This window comes from Massilia sp. IC2-476 (genome assembly GCF_020707295.1).
Classification (GTDB): domain Bacteria; phylum Pseudomonadota; class Gammaproteobacteria; order Burkholderiales; family Burkholderiaceae_D; genus Telluria.
In genome coordinates, this window is record NZ_JAJFER010000009.1 from 264,065 (window position 1) to 281,958 (window position 17,894).

The window sequence follows — 17,894 nt, forward strand, 5'->3', positions numbered from 1 at the left end:
CGCCTTCAGTCGTCGGTATCGATGATCCAGTCGGCCAGCTTGCCGCTGGCCTGGCGCGGCAGCGCGGAACCGAACGTCCAGGCCGCGGGCCGCTCCGGCGTCGACAGGCGCTCGGCTATCCAGGCGTCCAGTTCCGCGCGCAGGCTCGCTGCCTGCGCGCCGTGGCGCGGCACCACGAAAGCTTTCAGGCGCTGGCCTTCGTCGGGACGCATGGCGCGCACGGTGGCGTCGTCCACGTGCGGATGCATGCGCAGCACGTCGGCCACGTAAGCCGGGAACACGTTGACGCCGCCCACCTGCACCGCGTGGTCGATGCGGCCGGACGGAAGGAAACGGCCCGGCGCGCTCCAGACCAGCTTGTCCTGCAGCGGGAAAACCGCCCGGCTGCCATCGCGCCGCAGGCGCGTCAGGACGCTTGGGTCGGCGCCGGCTTCCCAGTAGGGGAAGAGCTGGTAGTCGCGCTCGGGCCCGTCGCGCCAGCCGACGCCGGCCGTTTCCGAGCTGCCGTAGACCTGCACCAGGCGCGCCACACCCGCACTGGTCAGCGCCCGCGCTACCTCGTCCGGACAGGGCGCGGTGGAACTCACTCCCGTTACACCTTGCGGCAAGCTTGATTGCGCCACCGGCGCGAAGGCGCGCCAGAAATCCGGGAAGCCGACCACCAGGTCGTCCGCCTGCAGGCTGCGCGCCACCGCGCCGGGCGAGGCCCCGCGCAGATCCAGCACTGCGCCCGCTTCGAGCCCGAGCACGCGTGGCAGCAGCACGGTGAACAGGAAACCGTAAATATGGTGCGCAGGGACGAGGCCGACAATGCGGCGCGTGCCCGGGAACAGCGCGGCCAGCTCGCCGCCCTCCTGCCACAGGTCGGCCAGCAGGTGGGTGCAGGTCTTGGGCGCGCCCGAACTGCCGGAGGTGCGAAAACGCATGACGCGCGCCCCCTGCTCCAGCCCGCTGGCCGCCGCCTCCAGCCAGGCATCGAGGCGCGGCGCCGCCAGCACCCGCTCCTCGCCGATGCAGCCGATGCCCAACACCTGTTCCATTGCCGTGGCCAGCCCCAGCAGTTCGAGCGAATCGGCGCCAAGCTCGGCCATCAGGTCGAGTTCAGGCGGCCAGGGCAAGGGGCGGCGCTGGACGCCCGGCCGCATGGAGGCCAGTTCGCCGGCCAGCAGGTCGGACAGCACCCGCAGCAGGGTCGGCCGGTGGGTCCACCAGCGGTGTTCGGGAGCTGTCGTGACGGTCATGGGAGGCAGGGCAAATGGGAAGCGGTGATGGTGCCGAGCGGGCCAGGCGCTGTCAAGCCGGCGAAGAATGTCGGCTAAAAGTGATATTTGACAACGTTAACTGTCAAGCGAGGGTGCGCACAATTGACAAGCATCTGACGACATGCCAACATCAATTTCCGCAAATCAATTAATTCCTACCGGATACCACACCCGCCATGAATGCTTCCCCGCTGTCGTTTTCGACCACCGACCTGGCTTCGCAACTCGACAAGTTTACCGAGGAGCAGCTCGACCAGCTCGATTTCGGCGTGATCGGTTTTGACACCGACACCAATGTCCAACGTTACAACGCCTTTGAATCGCAGGCTGCCGGCCTGTCGCCGCAGCGGGTGATCGGCCAGCCGCTGTTCACCAATGTCGCGCCCTGCCTGAACAACTTCATGGTGGCCCAGCGCTTCGAGGATGCCATGGAACAGGGCAGCAGCCTGGACGATACCATCGACTACGTCCTGACCCTGCGCATGCGCCCGGTGAAGGTGGCCTTGCGCCTGCTGGCCAGCCCGGCCAGCGGCAACCGCTACGTGCTGGTCCAGCGCCAGCGCTGATCGGGTCGGCGCATCATGGACGATATCGCCCAGCTCCGTGCCGAGCACGAGGCACTGATCCAGTTCCTGTACCTCGCCCCCGTCGGCCTGGTGCAGGCGGACATCGACGGCAGTATCGTCATGATGAACCCGATCTCCGCCCAGCTCCTGATGCCGCTGTCGCGCGACGGCGGGCTCGATAACCTGTTCACGGCGCTGGAAGGCGTCGCACCCGAGCTGCGCCACCTGTGCGCGGCCTACGATCGCCCATCCGGCAAGATCTGCGACGGCCTGCACGTGCACCTGAACGCCGGCGGCGCGGGCAAGAAGCTGCCGCAGATCCTGGCGATCAGCCTGCTCAAGCTCGACGCGCGCCGCCTGATGGCGGTGATCGACGACGTCACCCTGCAGGTGCGGCGCGACCGCCAGCTGCGCCAGAACGACGCCTGGCTCAACGCCATCCTGACCGGCATCACCGACTACGCCCTGGTCGGCCTCGACGCGAACGGCGCCATCCTTGAGTGGAACCCGAGCATCGGCCGCGTTACCGGCTTCGGGCAGGACGCGGTGGGCCAAGCCTACTCGATCTTCTATCCGGCGGATGCGATGACGCCGGAACACCTGCTCGACCGCCTGCGCGACGCCGAGCGCGACGGCTGGAGCCTGGACGAGGGCAAGCGCGTGCGCGCCGACGGCAGCGCCTTCTGGGGCAGCGTCCTGATCGCGCCGCTGCCCGAGCGCGAGCCGCCCTGCGGGACCGAGCCGGAAGGCCCGGCCTTCTGCCTGATCCTGCGCGACATCACCGACAAGCGCGACGCCAGCGAACGGCGCCGCCGAGAAGCCTTCGGCGACTACCTCACCGGCCTGGCAAACCGCCGTGCGTTCTTCGAGGCGGCCGAGCAGGAGCTCACGCGCAGCAACACGGTGCCGCGCCCCACGGCCGTGATCGCGTTCGACGCCGACCATTTCAAGACCATCAACGACCGCTTCGGCCACCCGGGCGGCGACGCTGTGCTGCAGCACCTGGCCGCGATCCTCGGCGAGACCTTCCGCGAGGTCGACGTGGTGGCGCGTATCGGCGGCGAGGAATTCGCCGTGCTGCTGCCCTCCACCGATCTGCCGCGCGCGGCGGTGGTCGCCGAGCGCCTGCGCTCCGCCGTCGCTTCGCAGGTCGTGCACTTCGAAGGCCAGCGAATCCGCTACACTGTCAGCGCCGGCGTGGCCAGCCTGGACGACGGCGCCGGCGGGATCGACCTGCTGCTCAAGCGCGCCGACCAGGCCCTGTACGCGGCCAAGCGCGCGGGCCGCAACCGGGTCGAACGCTGGCGTGCCGAACTGGCCTGCGCGCCGGGCCACCAACCTGAAGGAGACCGCGATGCTGCCTGACCCGAGCACCGCCTACGAAGCCCTGGTGCAGTTCCTGTACCGCGCGCCGATCGGCCTGGCCCAGATCGCGCCGGACGGCACGGTGGACATGCTCAACCCGATGGCCTCGAGTCTCCTGATGCCGATCGCCCGCGACACGGGCCTGGACAACCTGTACGCCGTGCTGGCGCCGATCGCGCCCCAGCTGCCCCAGCTGGCAAGCGAGTTCGGCGAGCCGTCGGGCGTCATCTGCGAAGGCTTGCGCGCCCCGCTGCCGCTCGAACTGACGGCGCACGGCAGCCCGCAGGTGCTGGCGATCAGCCTGATGAAGCTCGACAGCGAGCGGCTGATGGCGGTCGTCAACGACGTCACCCTCGAAGTGCAACGCGAGCAGGACACCCTGGTACGGCGCCTGCGCAACGCCGCCCGCACCGACGCCCTGACGCGCATGCCGAACCGCGAAGCCGTGCGCGAGCAGCTCCAGCACCTGGTCGACCGCCCCCTGGCGGCGGCCCAGTCCGAATCGAATTTCGCGGTGCTGTTCATGAACTGCGACCGCTTCCGCCAGATCAACGATACCCTCGGCCAGGCCGCCGGCGACGAACTCCTGGTGCAGATCGCCGACCGCATCCGCGGCGCGCTGCGTCCTCCGAGCGACCGCATCGAGACCATCAACGGCACCGGCCAGCTGGCCGCGCGCGTGGGCGGCGACGAATTCGTCGTGGTGCTCGACGGGATGCGTTCGCGCGAAGATGCCGAGCGCGTCGCCGGCCGGATCCTCGATGCGCTGGCGCGCCCTTACCGGGTGCAGGGCCACGAGGTCGTGTGCGGCACCAGCCTGGGCCTGGCCTGGGGTGCCGATGTTGCACAAGGCGCGGCGCGCGACGCCGACGAAATCCTGCGCGACGCCGGCATCGCCATGGTCGAAGCCAAGCGCGCCGGCGGCGCCCGCCACCTGGTGTTCGAAACCGCGATGCGCGAACGGGCCGAACGGCGCGCCGACATCGAGGCCGAACTGCGCCAGGCCCTCGCCGAAGAACAGCTGTTCGTGGTCTACCAGCCGGTGGTCGGCCTGCTGCCGGACGGCGGCACCGACTACGCCGCCGGGGTCGAAGCCCTGGTGCGCTGGCGCCATCCGGTGCGCGGCATCGTGCCGCCGATCGAATTCATCACCGTGGCCGAGGAGTGCGGCCTGATTGGCGCGGTGGGCGACTTCGTGCTGGAGCGCTCCTGCCGCGACTTCATGGACTGGCAGGCGCGCCTGGGCGAAGCGGCCCCGCGCCTGATCGCCGTGAACCTGTCGCGCGCCCAGCTGGGCCAGCCCGGCTGGATCGACAGCGTGCGCCGCGTGCTGCAGGTCACCGGTATGCCGGCCGACCAGCTGCAGCTCGAAGTCACAGAGAGCCTGGCGGCCCAGGACCAGGGCATCGCCCAGCGCCTGCACGAACTCAAGGCGCTCGGCATCCAGCTCGCGCTCGACGACTTCGGCACCGGCTACTCGTCGCTCTCGAGCCTGCACCTGCTGCCGGTCGACACGGTCAAGATCGACCGCTCCTTCGTGAGCCAGGCCGACACCAGCCACCATCATCGCGTGCTGATCGAAGCCACGGTCAAGGTCGCACAGAGCCTTGGCATGAAGACTGTGGCCGAAGGCATCGAGACCGAGTCGCAGGCCGCGGTGGTGCGCGCCGAGTCCTGCGCCAAGGGCCAGGGCTACTTCTACAGCCGCCCGCTGGTGTCCAGCGACCTGCTGGCCTGGCTGGCCAGCCACGAGGCGCTCGCCGCCTGAGCCGGCCTGGCGGGCGCACGGCCGACGTATTGTCGGGTTTGTGCGCCCGATCCTACATCGATGAACGCCCTGTTCCTATTTCACGTGCAGCGGGCTGCTCGCATGATTGGCGAACCCAACCAAACGAGGAGTACACACATGAAAGCGATCCACAGCACCCTGCTGGGCGGCGTCCTGGCCCTGTCGCTGGCAGCCTGCAGCTCGACCGCCACCGACGCGACCTCGACCACCTCGGGCTCGACCACCCCGGGCGCCAGCACCGCCACCGGCATGGGCGGCACCAACAACGGCGTAACCCGCGACAGCACCACCGGCACCGGCGTCCCGTCCTCGGCAGGACAGGCCGGCACCAACAACTCGAACACCACGACCACCAGCAACAACACGGCCACCAGCACCACCAACCCTGGCCGCTGAGCTCGAGCGTTCCCGTTCTGCCAGCCCGGCTCGCCGGGCTGTTCTGTATTAAAGCTTGCGCACAGTATGTACGCTCGATCCTACAGTGCGTGACGCTTTGTTCCTATTTCACGCGCCGTGCCGTCCTCGCATGATGGTCTGACCCATCCACACCGAGGAGAATTCGAATGAACAAGTTCCACACAGCCCTGCTGGGCGGCATCATGGCCCTGTCCCTGGCTGCCTGCAGCACCACGGGCACCGATTCGGGCTCCGGCTCGAGCACCGGCTCGTCGATGGGCACGGGCGCCACCGGCACCAGCCCCTCGGGCCAGAGCGGCACCAACACCGGCACGACCAACGACGTGAACAGCGGCACCTCGTCGACCCCGGCTACCCAGACCCCGCCGGTCACCAACTCGTCGAGCTCCGGCACCAGTCGCTGAGCCAGCCTTGCGGGCCAGGCGCGCAAGCATCGCGACGACCCGCGCCCTTCGGCCGGATCCCCGGCCCCACAGCCCGGCCAACGCGCCGGGCTGTTGTCATGCCGGCCTGTATGACAGACGCGTCGGTTAGAATCGACCCATCCCGGCCTTGGCTTCCCATCATGAAAAATTGGCTCGCACGCCTATTCGGCGGCCCGGCGCGTCTGGAACGCGCTGCGGCTTCCGCGCAGCACGTTTCCGCCCCCTCCGGCGTGGTGGATTCACCACGCTTGTTCGAGCTCGACCTGGCGTTTTATCGCTGGCTTGCGGGCGGTACCGTGCATGCAGGTGAAGCCCCCGAGGGCGCTATCCTCGATGAACTGGCGCGGCTGGCGCGCGATCCGCAAGCCGCGGCCGGCCTGGTGCCACGTGTGCCGGCCGTGATTCCCCAGCTGCTGCGCAGCCTGCGTGACGAGGGGATGTCGGCTTCCGAGCTGGCGCGCCAGGTCGGGCAGGACGTGAGCCTGGTCGCTGAAGTGATCCGCGAAGTAAACAGCCCGTATTACCGGGCCGGGACGAAGATCGGCAATATCGAGGGCGCGCTGATGCTGCTGGGCCAGAACGGCCTGCGCATGCTGCTGGCGCGCGTGGCTTTCCGTCCCGTGATCGGCGCCCAGAGCGGGCGCCTGGCGCGCCAGGCGGCGCCCCTGGTCTGGAGCCAGTCGGAGAAATGCGCGCTGGCGGCCAGCATGGCGGCGCCGTCCCTGGGCGCCGATCCCTTCGAAGCCTACCTCGCCGGACTGACCCGCAACGTCGGCCTGATCGTGGCCTTCCGCCTGGCCGACCAGGTACTTGGACCCGCCGCGCTGCCGCAGTCGGACGTCTTTGCCCACGCGCTGCTGGACAGCGCACGCACCCTGTCGGCGCGTATCGCCACGCTGTGGGAGCTGCCGCCGCCGGTCGGCCAGGCGATCCTGCAGGCGGGTCAACACGACGCAACGCCACTCGCACAGGCGCTGCACGAGGGCGACCGGCTGGCCATGCTGCGCGTACTGTTCGACGCCGGCGTCGAGGGCGCCGAGGGAGCAGCGGCCGCGCTGCCGGGCGCGCAACAGCGCATCTTCGACAAGCTGCAATCTGCCGAAGAATGATGTGCGGCCGCCATCTACATTGAGCTTGTTGAACGCGCGGTCGGCATAGCCGACCACCCTACGCGTAGCCGATCCATCCGCGGAATACGCCGGCGGCGTAGAACAGGCTCACATCCTTGAAGCCTTCTTCGCGCAACAATGCCTCTTCCTGCTCCGGCGCCAGCACCGGCAGCACCCGCTCGATCACCTCGCGCCGGTGATGCGCTTCCTCGGGCGGCGCGCCAGAGGCCACCGCGTAGGCTTCGTCGCGCGCCAGCCACAGGGCGCGCTCGTCCTCGTCCTGTGCAAAGCTCATGTGCGCCACCACGAAGGGCGCGCCGCGTTTCAAGCGCTGGCGCAGGACCCGCAAGGCATGGCGGCGTTCGCACAGCGGCATGAAGTGCATGGTCATCAGGCAGGCCGCCGCATCGAAGGGGCCGGCGGGGGCGACGTCGACATAGCCCTCGTGCAGCCGCACGCGCCCAGCGTGCTCGCCCACGGTATCCAGCGCCAGTTCCAGCATCTCGTGCGATGGGTCGACGCCGTCGAAGGTCCATCCGGGCTGGGCGTCGGCAAAGGCTTTCAGTTCCAGACCGCCGCCGGCGCCCAGCACCAGGATCCGCGCGTCCGCCGGCGCCCGCTCGGCCAGCAGCACCTGCGCCAGCCGCTGCAGGTCGCAGAACCCGGGCACCAGCCGTGGCGGACCTTCATGGTAATGGGCCACCGCTCCCGGATCGGAAAAATGCCTCAATGCAGCTCTCATGCTTTACCTCGTTCTTCCAGCGGCGGACTGCACGCCGCCAGGCTTCCTGCCCGGCGTCAGGACTGCCATTCGTCTATAATGGTCAGCCACTGTTGCGAACGTCACTGCGCGCTCAATGCCCTTCGATCTCAAGAAAAATCTTCCCAAGCCAGGAACCCGTTTTGCCCTGCCGACCCTGCACGGTTCGAGCGATGCCTATGCGCTCGCCCTTGCCGCGCTGGCACTGAAAGCCAAGGACCAGATCCTTACCGTCATCGTGGCCAATGCCAGCGACGGCCAGCGCCTGCTCGACGAGATTCCCTGGTTTGCGGACGGCAAGCTCTCTTGCCACCTGCTGCCGGACTGGGAAACCCTGCCCTACGACGCGTTTTCGCCGCACCAGGACCTGGTCTCGGAGCGCCTCGCCACGCTGCACGAAATCCGCAACGGCCAGTGCGACGTGCTGGTGGTGCCCGCCACCACCGCGCTGGTGCGGCTGGCCCCGCCATCCTTCCTCGCAGCCTACACCTTCTTTTTCCGGCAAGGCGAACGCCTGGACGAGGCCAGGCTCAAGGCCCAGTTGACGCTGGCCGGCTACACCCACGTGTCGCAGGTGATGTCGCCCGGTGAATACTCGGTGCGCGGCGGCCTGATCGACCTGTTCCCGATGGGTTCCGCCCTGCCCTATCGTCTCGATCTGTTCGGCGACGAGATCGAGACCATCCGCACCTTCGACGCCGACACCCAGCGCTCGCTCTATCCGGTGAAGGAAGTGCGCCTGCTGCCGGGCCGCGAGTTCCCGATGGACGAAGCGGCCCGCACCGCCTTCCGCGGCCGCTGGCGCGAGCGCTTCGAGGGCGATCCTTCGCGCTCGCCGATCTACCGCGACATCGGCAACGGCATCGCCTCGGCCGGCATCGAGTACTACCTGCCGCTCTTCTTCGAAGAGACGGCGACCCTGTTCGACTACCTGCCGCAGGATGCGACCCTGGCGCTGGTCGGCGACATCGAAGCCGCAATCCAGCGCTTCTGGCTCGATACCGAGTCGCGCTACAAGTTCCTGAAGAGCGACCGCGAACGCCCGATCCTGGAGCCGCGCGAGCTGTTCCTGGGCGCCGAACAGTTCTTCACCTGCGCCAAGCCGCACGGCCGCTGGACCATCGCCAGGGACCCGTCCACACCTGCCTCCGAGCTGTCGGCGCCGATCCCGGACATCGCCGTCAACCGGCGCCTGGACGACCCACTGACCAACCTGCGCGCATATTTGCTGCGCCAGGATGCGCGCGTGATGATCGTCGCCGATTCGGCCGGCCGCCGCGAGACCCTACAGCAGTACTTCCACGAATACCAGCTCGAGCTGGCCCCGGTCGAAGGCTTCGAGGGCTTCCGCAGCACCGACGCCAAACTGGCGCTGGGCGTGGCGCCCCTGCAGGCCGGTTTCGAGCTGACCGAGGACCATGCCGGCCGCCTGGTCTTCATCACCGAGACCGAGCTGTATGCCGGTTCGGGCCGCCGCGCCGGCAAGAAGAAGCAGGAAGCGACCAGCCAGGTCGAATCGATGGTGCGCGACCTGTCCGAGCTGAAGGTGGGCGACCCGGTGGTGCATATCAACCATGGCATCGGCCGCTACATGGGCCTCATGAGCATGGACCTCGGCGAAGGCGAGACCGAGTTCCTGCACCTGGAATACGCGAAAGAGACCAAGCTGTATGTGCCGGTCTCGCAGCTGCACGTGATCTCGCGCTACTCCGGCACCTCGCCCGAGGACGCGCCGCTGCACACCCTCGGCTCCGGCCAGTGGGACAAGGCGAAGAGAAAAGCGGCCGAACAGGTACGCGACACCGCGGCGGAACTGCTCAACCTGTACGCGCGCCGCGCCGCGCGCCAGGGCCATGCCTTCGAGTATTCCGCCATCGACTACGAGAACTTCGCCGGCAGCTTCGGCTTCGACGAGACGCCGGACCAGGCCGAGGCGATTCACAACGTGATCAAGGATATGACCTCGGGCCGCCCGATGGACCGCCTGGTGTGCGGCGACGTCGGCTTCGGCAAGACCGAAGTGGCGCTGCGTGCGGCCTTCATCGCCGTCATGGGCGGCAAGCAGGTCGCGATCCTGGCGCCGACCACCCTGCTGGCCGAGCAGCATGCCCAGACCTTCGCCGACCGCTTCGCCGAATGGCCGGTGAAGATCGCCGAGCTGTCGCGCTTCCGCACCGGCAAGGAAATCAACAACGCGATCAAGGGCATGGCCGACGGCACCCTCGACATCGTGATCGGCACCCATAAGCTGCTGTCGCCGGACGTGAAATTCACCCGCCTGGGGCTGGTCATCATCGACGAGGAACACCGTTTCGGCGTGCGCCAGAAGGAAGCACTGAAGGCCCTGCGCGCCGAGGTCGACGTCCTGACCCTGACCGCGACGCCGATCCCGCGCACCCTCGGCATGGCGCTGGAAGGCCTGCGCGACTTCTCGATCATCGCCACTGCGCCGCAGAAGCGACTGGCGATCAAGACTTTCGTGCGCAGCGAGGACGGCTCCGTGATCCGCGAAGCCTGCCTGCGCGAACTGAAACGCGGCGGCCAGATCTACTTCCTCCACAACGAGGTCGAGACCATCGAGAACCGGCGCGCCATGTTGCAGGAACTGCTGCCGGAAGCGCGCATCGGCGTGGCCCACGGCCAGATGCACGAGCGCGACCTGGAAAAGGTGATGCGCGACTTCGTCTCGCAGCGCTTCAACATCCTGCTCTGCACCACCATCATCGAAACCGGCATCGACGTGCCGACCGCGAACACCATCATCATGCACCGCGCCGACCGCTTCGGCCTGGCCCAGCTGCACCAGCTGCGCGGGCGCGTGGGACGCTCGCACCACCAGGCCTATGCCTACCTCCTGGTCAGCGATGTTTCCGGCCTGACCAAGCAGGCGCAGCGCCGCCTGGATGCGATCCAGGCGATGGAAGAACTGGGCAGCGGCTTCTACCTGGCCATGCACGACCTGGAGATCCGCGGCGCCGGCGAAGTGCTGGGCGAGAACCAGTCCGGCGAGATGCTGGAAGTCGGCTTCCAGCTGTATTCGGACATGCTCAACGAAGCCGTGAAGTCGCTGAAGGCCGGCAAGGAGCCGGACCTGGCGGCGCCGCTGTCCTCGACCACCGAGATCAACCTGCACGTGCCGGCCCTGCTGCCCTCGGACTACTGCGGCGACGTCCACGAACGCCTGTCGATCTACAAGCGCCTGGCCAACTGCGAGACCCAGGACAAGATCGACGGCATGCAGGAAGAGCTGATCGACCGCTTCGGCAAGATGCCGGACCAGGTCAAGGCCTTGATCGAGACCCACCGCCTGCGCATCGCCGCAAAGTCGGTCGGCATCGTCAAGATCGACGCCCACGGCGAAGCGGCCAACCTGCAGTTCATGGAAAAGCCGCCGATCGACCCGATCAGGATCATCACGCTGATCCAGAAGAACCGCCACATCAAGCTGGCGGGCCAGGACAAGCTGCGCATCACGGCCAGCATGCCGGACCTGGCGGCCCGTGTGACGCAGGTAAAACAGACCATCAAACAGCTACTCGCCTAACTTATGTCCATGAACCTGGTGCTGCAGGGGCCGCAGGCCTCGCAAGAATCGCTCGACCAACTGGCCGCGCTCGCCGGAGCCGCACGCGTGGTGCGCCTCGGCGAACATGCGCTGCGCTGCGAGGACGTGCCGTTCACAACGGAGCTGAAAGAGCGTATCGACGCGGCCGCCTACGCGGCGCAGGTCGACGCCTGCTTCATCGAGACCGGGCGTACCCTTGACGACTTCAGGCTGGTCGCCATGGACATGGACTCGACCCTGATCACCATCGAGTGCATCGACGAGATCGCGGACATGCAGGGCCTGAAGCCCCAGGTGGCCGAGATCACCGAAGCGGCGATGCGCGGCGAACTCGATTTCGCGGCCAGCCTGACGCGCCGCGTCGCGCTGCTCGAAGGCCTCGACGCCACTGCGCTGCAGCGCGTCTATGAGGAGCGCCTGCGCATCTCGATGGGCGGCGAAACGATGCTGCGCGCGGTGCAGGCGGCCGGCCTGAAGACCCTGCTGGTGTCGGGCGGCTTCACCTTTTTCACCGACCGTCTCAAGGAGCGCCTGTCGCTCGACTTCACCCACGCCAACACGCTGGAAGTGGCGGACGGCAAGCTGACTGGCCGCGTGCTGGGCGGCATTGTCGACGCGGAAGAAAAGATGCGCACCGTCCAGCGTGTGTGCGCGCAACTCGGCATCGATCCGCGCCAGGCGATCGTGATGGGCGACGGCGCCAACGACCTCAGGATGATGGGCATTGCCGGCCTGTCGGTGGCCTTCCGCGCCAAGCCGGTGGTGCGCGCGCAGGCTTCGGTGGCACTGAATTTTTCCGGACTCGATGGCTTGCTGACGATCCTGCGCTGAAAGCTTTCCGGCTTGGCTCGGCGATTGTCAGCACGGCATCGTGCCTGGATTGACGGGCGAAATGCGAAATTTCATGCCCAGGTGAACCCTCGCATTTCTAGTAAGTTTCCACTGTTCAGATAGTTCGCTGAGCAAGCACGAGCCAGCGCAAAAGATGTGCCGCGCACGATTGGATGTGCTGTGCTACTGGTCTATGTTGACGATGCGGCCGCGCCGCGGCTGCACCTCATCGACAGGAGCATGCCATGCCCATCCCGGCTTTCCGCGCGTCGTTTCCCTCTCTTTCCAACTCCCACACTATCCCGTACCGCGCTGCAAGCACAGTCCGCGGCCGAAGGCATTTCCTGCTTGGTGTCCCGGCGCTCGCGGGCGCCCTCGGGCTGGCGCCGCGTTCCGCGTTCGCGCAGTCATGGCGCGGCGAGGGCTGGTCGGCGACCTGGGGCTGCGCGCCGGCCGGGCCGCCGCCCGCGGCCAGCACAACGAGTTTCAGTGGGCAAACGGTCCGCATGATCGTGCGGACCAGCATTGGCGGCAACAGGATCCGGGTGCGCCTGACCAACGAGATGGGCAACGCGCCCCTGACGATCGGCGCCGCCCAGGTCGGCCTGCGCGCGAGCGCCCAGGCGGTGGTGGCCGGTTCCAACCATCCACTGACCTTCGGCGGACGGACCTCGGTCACCATCCAGCCTGGCTCACCGCTTCTCTCCGACCCCGTGTATTTCCAGGTCGCGCCCTTCGCCGACCTGGCGATCAGCCTGTACTTCCCCGGCACCGCGTTGGGCACCACCATCCACCGCGACTCCTGGCAAACCAACTACGTCTCTACTCCCGGCAATTTCGCTGCGAGCAGCACCTTCACCGTCTCGCGCAGCTTCGCATCCTGGCCTTTCCTGTCCGAAGTGGATGTCGACGGCGGTGCTCCCTGCGTGGTTGCCATCGGCGATTCGATCACGGACGGCCAGGGCAGCACGGCGAACCAGAACCGGCGCTGGCCGGACTACCTGGCGCGCAGGCTGCAGTCGGAACTGGGGACGGCGGGACGGATCGGCGTCGTCAACCGCGGCATTGCCGGCAACCGCCTGTTGCTGGACGACCCGAACGCGCTGCTGGCGGGACGCGACGTGCTGGAACGCTTCGACCGCGACGTGCTGGCGACACCGGGAATCCGCGCTGTGATCGTGGCGATCGGCATCAACGACATCGTGTATGCATCCGGCACGGCGCTGGGTGAGATGCGCGACGACCTGGTCGCCGGCTACCGCCAGCTGATCGCACGGGCCCATGCGCGCGGCATCGCCATCCTGGGCGCGACCCTGCCGCCGATGGCGGGCTTCGTGTACTACACGGCGGCGCGCGAGGCGGTACGCCAGCAGGTCAACAGCTGGCTGCGCTCGGCGAACGAGTTCGATGCGCTGATCGACTGGGACACGGTGCTGCGCGACCCCAGCTCGCCGGCGCGTATCCGCCCCGACTACAACAGCCGCGACTGGCTGCATCCGAACGATGCCGGCTACGGGGCGCTGGCGAATGCCGTACCGCTGGGCGAGCTCATCAGCATGGTTGCTTGAATGGGTACGTTTCCGGGCCTATGGGAGTGTAACAAACGGTAATACCCGGAGGCATGAGGTCCGGAACTTCTTATCATGGCTGAATCAGGAGGACCGCCATGAAGAAACTCATCATTGTTACCGCATCGCTGGCCGTGCTGGCCGGTTGCGCCGCGCCCGGCCCGAACTACTACGGCAGCCAGGCTTATCCGCGTTCGGGCGACCCGAACGGGTGGCAAGTCGTGTCCGTGACCCCGGTACCGGTCGGCACCGGCGCGCGCGCCGCCGCCTCGGGCGGAACCAGCACCACGACCTACAGCAGCTCCCCGGTGTACACGCAGCAGCAACCGGTGTACGTGCAGCAGCAACCCGTGTACGTACCGCAACCGGTGTACGTGCCGGAACCGGTGTACCAGCCGCGCTACTACTATCCGCCGGTCTCGATCGGCCTCGGCTTCAATTTCGGCCGCGGCTGGGGGCACCACCGCGGCTGGGGCGGGCACGTCGGGACGCGCTTCCCCTACCACTGGCGTCGTTGAGACGGGCACCAGCAACGAGGCCGGCAGAAATGCCGGCCTTTTTTTCGTCCGGAATCCGGTCAATGACCGTGGTGCTGCTCCTCGTACTCGTCCGCTTCCGCCTTGGTGGCGTGGACGATGCCGTCCGGATGCTCCGGCGGAGTATACAGGGTGTACAGGCGCATCGGCTCGCTTTCCGAGGTATTGATCACGTTGTGCTCGGTGCCGGCGGGAATGACAACCGCGACGCCGTCTTCCAGCTTGTGCTCTTCGCCGTCCAGGATGGCGACGCCCTCGCCCGCTTCGACACGGATGAACTGATCATGGCCTTCGTGGTGCTCGAGGCCGATTTCCTCGCCCGGCTGCAGGGTCATGATGACGAGCTGGCTGCGCTCGGTGGTGTAAAGCACCTCACGGAAATTGTTGCCGTTGAGGGTTTTCTCTTCAATGTTGATGCTGTAGCCCGACATGGGGTGTTCTCCTGAAAACGTCACACTGGCGGCCGTTGCCGCCTCGTCCATATTGTATAAGAGCCAAGGCAAATGCGTGCGGAAGTGGCCTCTGTCAGGGTGAGCCGAACAGGTCGTGGGCGTCGAGCAGGGCGTAGGCAATCTCGGGCCGCTCGCTCAGGCAGCGCCGCACGGCCGCCGGCACCGACTGGCGCGCCTTCTTGCACAAGCCCGGCTTTTCTTCCAGCACGACGATGATGCCGCGCACGGTGCGCACCTCGTTCGGGCCCGGTTCGATGCGCAGCTCGGCGCCGAGGTTGTTCCTGATCAGTTGCTGGACGTGCTTCAGGTCCTCGTAGCTGCTGACTCGCTCGATGCGTTCGAGTAGTTTCTGCTCCTGCTGGCGTGTCAATGCGAGCGGCCGGTGGTCGGCCCCGGGATCGGCCATGACACGGTCGCGCTCGCACACGCAGGCGCCGGGCGGGCACTCCGTGCGAACAGGGAAAGGAAACGGCGAAACAGGATCGTTCACGCTGTCATGGATGCGAGTCAGGGGACGGCGGCAATTCTACATCAGCGAGCAAGGCGCACATGCGCGCATGGTGCGAACCCTTCCAGTACACCCGTGCGCAATGGTCGCAGGTGGTGAAGTCGTCGTGCAGCTCGGCCACGCGCGGCAGCAGGCGATCGCGCACCTCCGCCTTGTCCACCTGGCGGAGCAGCAGGTTGCAGTGCAGGCAGAGCGTGAACGGACGCATGTCCCCGCCCAGGCGCAGGCGCGCGAACAACTCGCGCAGCTGCTGCGCCGGATCGAGAGCATGCAGGTAGCAGCCGAATTCCACGCTGCGGCGCTTGAGCAGTTCGCGGTCGCGCGTGAGCATCACCCGCCCCTGCTCGCGTGCGAGGCGTTCGATCTCGTCGTCGTGGTAATGGTTGTCGTAGAGAGTGTCGTAGCCGGCCATGCGCAGCAGGCGCGCCAGGCCGCCGAGGTGGGCGTCGGCGACGAAGCGCGGGCGTTCGTCGGGCCAGCTGCGCAGGCGCTGCAGCTCGCGCACGTCGAGCCGGGCGAAGCCCGGGTAGACCGCCACCCCGTCGCCCTCGCGCAGCAGGTGGTCGAAGCCGGCCGATTCGCCATTCACCAGCAGCAGCTCGACCTCGGTGTGCGGCACGCCGAGGGCTTCGATCATGTGCTTGGCGGTAGCGTCGCGCGCACAGGGTGTGCTGAAGGTGCGGCCGCGCCGCTCGCGCGGCAGGAAGTCGCCGAGCCCGTCGTAGAAGCGGAAACTGGCGCTCACCATGGCGCGGCAGGCACCGTGGACTCGTCCAGCGCCTGCCCGTCCGGGCCGTGCAGGAGCTGGAGCGCATTCGGCACCGCCTCGAAGGCGGCGGTGTTATCGAAGATGCACCAGCAGGTCCGTCCGGCCGCCATTTGGAGCGAAAGCGCGCGCCGCACCGATTCGACGTATTCGGCCGAATAGCGCGAGTAATAGATGCGCGGCGTCCCGTGCAGGCGCACGTAGACGCTGTCCGTGCTGGTCGGCACGTGCGGACCGGGCTGGCCCGCGGCCGGGTCGGCGATCACGCGCGTGACGCCGCTTTCCACCAGCAGCTCGGTGGCTGCTTCCGAGAACCAGCTCGGGTGACGGGCTTCGAAGGCTACCGTGCATCCGAACAGATTGTGGAGCTGGCGGAAGAAGATGCGCGCCGGCTCGTCGATGAAGCCGAACTTCGGCGGCAGCTGCACCAGCAGGCAGCCGAGCTTCTCGCCCAGCTCGCCGGCCTCCGCGGCGAACTGCACCAGCTGCTGTTCCACGTCCGTCATGCGCGCGTCGTGGGTGATCGCGCGCGGCACCTTGACGGCAAAGCGGAAGTCGTCGGGCACGCAGGCAGCCCACTTGGCGTAGGTGGCGGGGCGGTGCGGACGGTAGAAGGACGAGTTGATTTCCACCGCCGGGAACACGGCGGCGTAGCGTTCCAGGTGGCTGCCCTCTTCCGGAAAGGCTGCCGCCTCGGCCTTCGGCAGGCTCCAGCCGGCGCAGCCGACCAGCAATCGGCCCGGTTCAAGCGTGAGGTCCTCGGTGCGATCGGTCATTGTTCTGGCAAAAATGGCAATAAGCCGATTCTACGGAATGCCCGCCTGCGGCGGCGCATGCCTGCGGCGCGGGGATGATCGGCTTACAATTAGCGCCAGCAAATCTTGAACGGAGGGAGAACCCGATGAGCGACCCGATCCATGTCGTGTGTCCGCAGTGCGAGGCGGTGAACCGCCTGGCGGCCGAGCGCCTGCGCGACGCCCCGGTCTGCGGCAAGTGTTCGCAAGCGCTGTTCAGCGGCCGGCCGCTGGACGTCGACAGCGCCCGCTTCACCAGGCACGTGACGCGCAACGACATCCCGGTACTGGTCGACTTCTGGGCCGAGTGGTGCGGCCCCTGCAAGATGATGGCGCCCCATTACGCCCAAGCGGCCCAGCGGCTGGAGCCGGCGCTGCGGCTCCTGAAAGTCGACACCGAGCGCAGCCAGGACCTGGCGGCGCAGTTCGCGATCCGCAGCATTCCGACGCTCGCGCTGTTTCGCGGCGGGCGCGAAATCGCGCGCCAGTCGGGCGCCATGGATGCGGGGCGGCTGGTGGCCTGGGTCGAATCCCAGCTGCGCCAGACTTGAAAAAAAGGCATCCCGGCCTCATGTTGGCAAAACGGCAGCACTGGCTGCTACAATCCCATCGCCTGCCGGGCGTTTCCGGCGACCACTGAGGAGAATACTGATGTCGCAAGACCTGGTAATGGATCGCGGAACCGAGGACGCCAAGCAGTTCGCGCGCATCCTGTATGTCGCACACGCCCTGACCTTCCTGTTTTCGGCCGGTCTGCTGTCGATCCTGGTACTGATCGTTAACTACGTCAAGCGTCCGGAAACGGCAGGCACGATCGTCTACTCGCACCACAGCTGGATGATCCGCACCTTCTGGTGGTACGTGGTCTGGTCCGCCGTCGCCTGGGTGTTCGCCGTGACCTTCATCGGCATCCCGGTGGCGCTGCTGATCTGGGGCATCAGCTGGCTGTGGGCCGCCTATCGCATCATCCGCGGCTTCCTCGACCTGAACAGCAACCGCGCACTGCCGGCCTGACCGCCCCGATACGAAAAAAAGGGACGTCCGCAGCGATGCGGTGAACTGACCCCCAAAAGTTGGACACAACTTTTGGGGTTTTTTCATGACCAAGTACAGCGAGCAATTCAAGCTCGCGGTTGTCCAAGACTATCTAGCCGACAGCTCTATTGGGTATCGTGGGATCG

18 protein-coding genes are annotated in these 17,894 nt (G+C 67.3%); 12 read left to right on the top strand and 6 right to left on the bottom strand.

The window, feature by feature from the left end; translation table 11 throughout:
* Window positions 1–5: 5 nt before the first annotated feature.
* On the bottom strand, window positions 6–1,241 hold the full coding sequence (locus LK539_RS21825; protein ID WP_227803160.1) for an AMP-binding protein: 1,236 nt from the start codon (window positions 1,239–1,241) through the stop codon (window positions 6–8).
* A 197-nt stretch (window positions 1,242–1,438) separates the two neighbouring features.
* Between LK539_RS21825 and LK539_RS21830 the strand changes: the two genes are divergently transcribed.
* The 6 genes from LK539_RS21830 to LK539_RS21855 all read left to right on the top strand — a co-directional run bounded on the left by LK539_RS21830 (window position 1,439) and on the right by LK539_RS21855 (window position 6,933).
* Window positions 1,439–1,828: a PAS domain-containing protein gene (locus LK539_RS21830; protein WP_227803161.1), complete on the top strand. Its 390-nt coding sequence runs from the start codon at window positions 1,439–1,441 to the stop codon at window positions 1,826–1,828.
* A 15-nt stretch (window positions 1,829–1,843) separates the two neighbouring features.
* Window positions 1,844–3,193, top strand: coding sequence for a sensor domain-containing diguanylate cyclase (locus LK539_RS21835; RefSeq protein ID WP_227803162.1), 1,350 nt, complete (start codon window positions 1,844–1,846; stop codon window positions 3,191–3,193).
* On the top strand, window positions 3,135–4,961 hold the full coding sequence (locus tag LK539_RS21840) for an EAL domain-containing protein (protein WP_227803163.1): 1,827 nt from the start codon (window positions 3,135–3,137) through the stop codon (window positions 4,959–4,961). The genes LK539_RS21835 and LK539_RS21840 overlap by 59 nt, the downstream gene beginning before the upstream one ends.
* A 138-nt stretch (window positions 4,962–5,099) precedes the next feature.
* Complete coding sequence (locus LK539_RS21845) at window positions 5,100–5,378, top strand: hypothetical protein (RefSeq protein WP_227803164.1); 279 nt, start codon at window positions 5,100–5,102, stop codon at window positions 5,376–5,378.
* Between the two features lie 167 nt (window positions 5,379–5,545).
* Window positions 5,546–5,803, top strand: a complete 258-nt coding sequence (locus tag LK539_RS21850; RefSeq protein ID WP_227803165.1) for a hypothetical protein — start codon at window positions 5,546–5,548, stop codon at window positions 5,801–5,803.
* 161 nt (window positions 5,804–5,964) lie between these two features.
* Window positions 5,965–6,933, top strand: a complete 969-nt coding sequence (locus LK539_RS21855) for an HDOD domain-containing protein (RefSeq protein WP_227803166.1) — start codon at window positions 5,965–5,967, stop codon at window positions 6,931–6,933.
* 58 nt (window positions 6,934–6,991) lie between these two features.
* Here the strand turns inward: LK539_RS21855 and LK539_RS21860 are convergent, their stop codons facing one another.
* Complete coding sequence (locus tag LK539_RS21860) at window positions 6,992–7,675, bottom strand: class I SAM-dependent methyltransferase (protein ID WP_227803168.1); 684 nt, start codon at window positions 7,673–7,675, stop codon at window positions 6,992–6,994.
* Window positions 7,676–7,790: 115 nt separating this feature from the next.
* Between LK539_RS21860 and mfd the strand changes: the two genes are divergently transcribed.
* The 4 genes from mfd (at window position 7,791) to LK539_RS21880 (ending at window position 14,175) form a co-directional block, all read left to right on the top strand.
* The gene (gene mfd, locus LK539_RS21865) at window positions 7,791–11,237 is read left to right on the top strand and encodes a transcription-repair coupling factor (RefSeq protein ID WP_227803169.1); all 3,447 of its coding nucleotides are present in this window, start codon (window positions 7,791–7,793) and stop codon (window positions 11,235–11,237) included.
* 9 nt (window positions 11,238–11,246) lie between these two features.
* Window positions 11,247–12,089, top strand: coding sequence for a phosphoserine phosphatase SerB (serB, locus tag LK539_RS21870; RefSeq protein WP_373889586.1), 843 nt, complete (start codon window positions 11,247–11,249; stop codon window positions 12,087–12,089).
* Between the two features lie 506 nt (window positions 12,090–12,595).
* Window positions 12,596–13,657, top strand: coding sequence for an SGNH/GDSL hydrolase family protein (locus LK539_RS21875; protein ID WP_227803171.1), 1,062 nt, complete (start codon window positions 12,596–12,598; stop codon window positions 13,655–13,657).
* A gap of 98 nt (window positions 13,658–13,755) precedes the next feature.
* On the top strand, window positions 13,756–14,175 hold the full coding sequence (locus tag LK539_RS21880; protein ID WP_227803172.1) for a hypothetical protein: 420 nt from the start codon (window positions 13,756–13,758) through the stop codon (window positions 14,173–14,175).
* Window positions 14,176–14,234: 59 nt separating this feature from the next.
* Here LK539_RS21880 and LK539_RS21885 read toward each other — a convergent pair whose 3' ends face one another.
* The 4 genes from LK539_RS21885 to LK539_RS21900 all read right to left on the bottom strand — a co-directional run bounded on the left by LK539_RS21885 (window position 14,235) and on the right by LK539_RS21900 (window position 16,695).
* Window positions 14,235–14,624, bottom strand: a complete 390-nt coding sequence (locus tag LK539_RS21885) for a cupin domain-containing protein (RefSeq protein WP_227803173.1) — start codon at window positions 14,622–14,624, stop codon at window positions 14,235–14,237.
* 94 nt (window positions 14,625–14,718) lie between these two features.
* On the bottom strand, window positions 14,719–15,051 hold the full coding sequence (locus tag LK539_RS21890) for a hypothetical protein (protein WP_227803174.1): 333 nt from the start codon (window positions 15,049–15,051) through the stop codon (window positions 14,719–14,721).
* An 88-nt stretch (window positions 15,052–15,139) separates the two neighbouring features.
* Entirely contained in the window at window positions 15,140–15,901 is a 762-nt protein-coding gene (locus LK539_RS21895; RefSeq protein ID WP_227803175.1) for a Mut7-C ubiquitin/RNAse domain-containing protein, read from the bottom strand.
* Complete coding sequence (locus LK539_RS21900; RefSeq protein ID WP_227803176.1) at window positions 15,895–16,695, bottom strand: DUF72 domain-containing protein; 801 nt, start codon at window positions 16,693–16,695, stop codon at window positions 15,895–15,897. The genes LK539_RS21895 and LK539_RS21900 overlap by 7 nt, the downstream gene beginning before the upstream one ends.
* Window positions 16,696–16,820: 125 nt before the next feature.
* Here LK539_RS21900 and trxC point away from each other — a divergent pair, with 125 nt between their 5' ends.
* A complete protein-coding gene (trxC, locus tag LK539_RS21905; RefSeq protein WP_227803178.1) occupies window positions 16,821–17,264 on the top strand; it encodes a thioredoxin TrxC in 444 nt (147 codons plus the stop codon).
* Window positions 17,265–17,364: 100 nt separating this feature from the next.
* Window positions 17,365–17,727, top strand: coding sequence for a hypothetical protein (locus LK539_RS21910; RefSeq protein WP_227803179.1), 363 nt, complete (start codon window positions 17,365–17,367; stop codon window positions 17,725–17,727).
* Window positions 17,728–17,894: the final 167 nt, after the last annotated feature.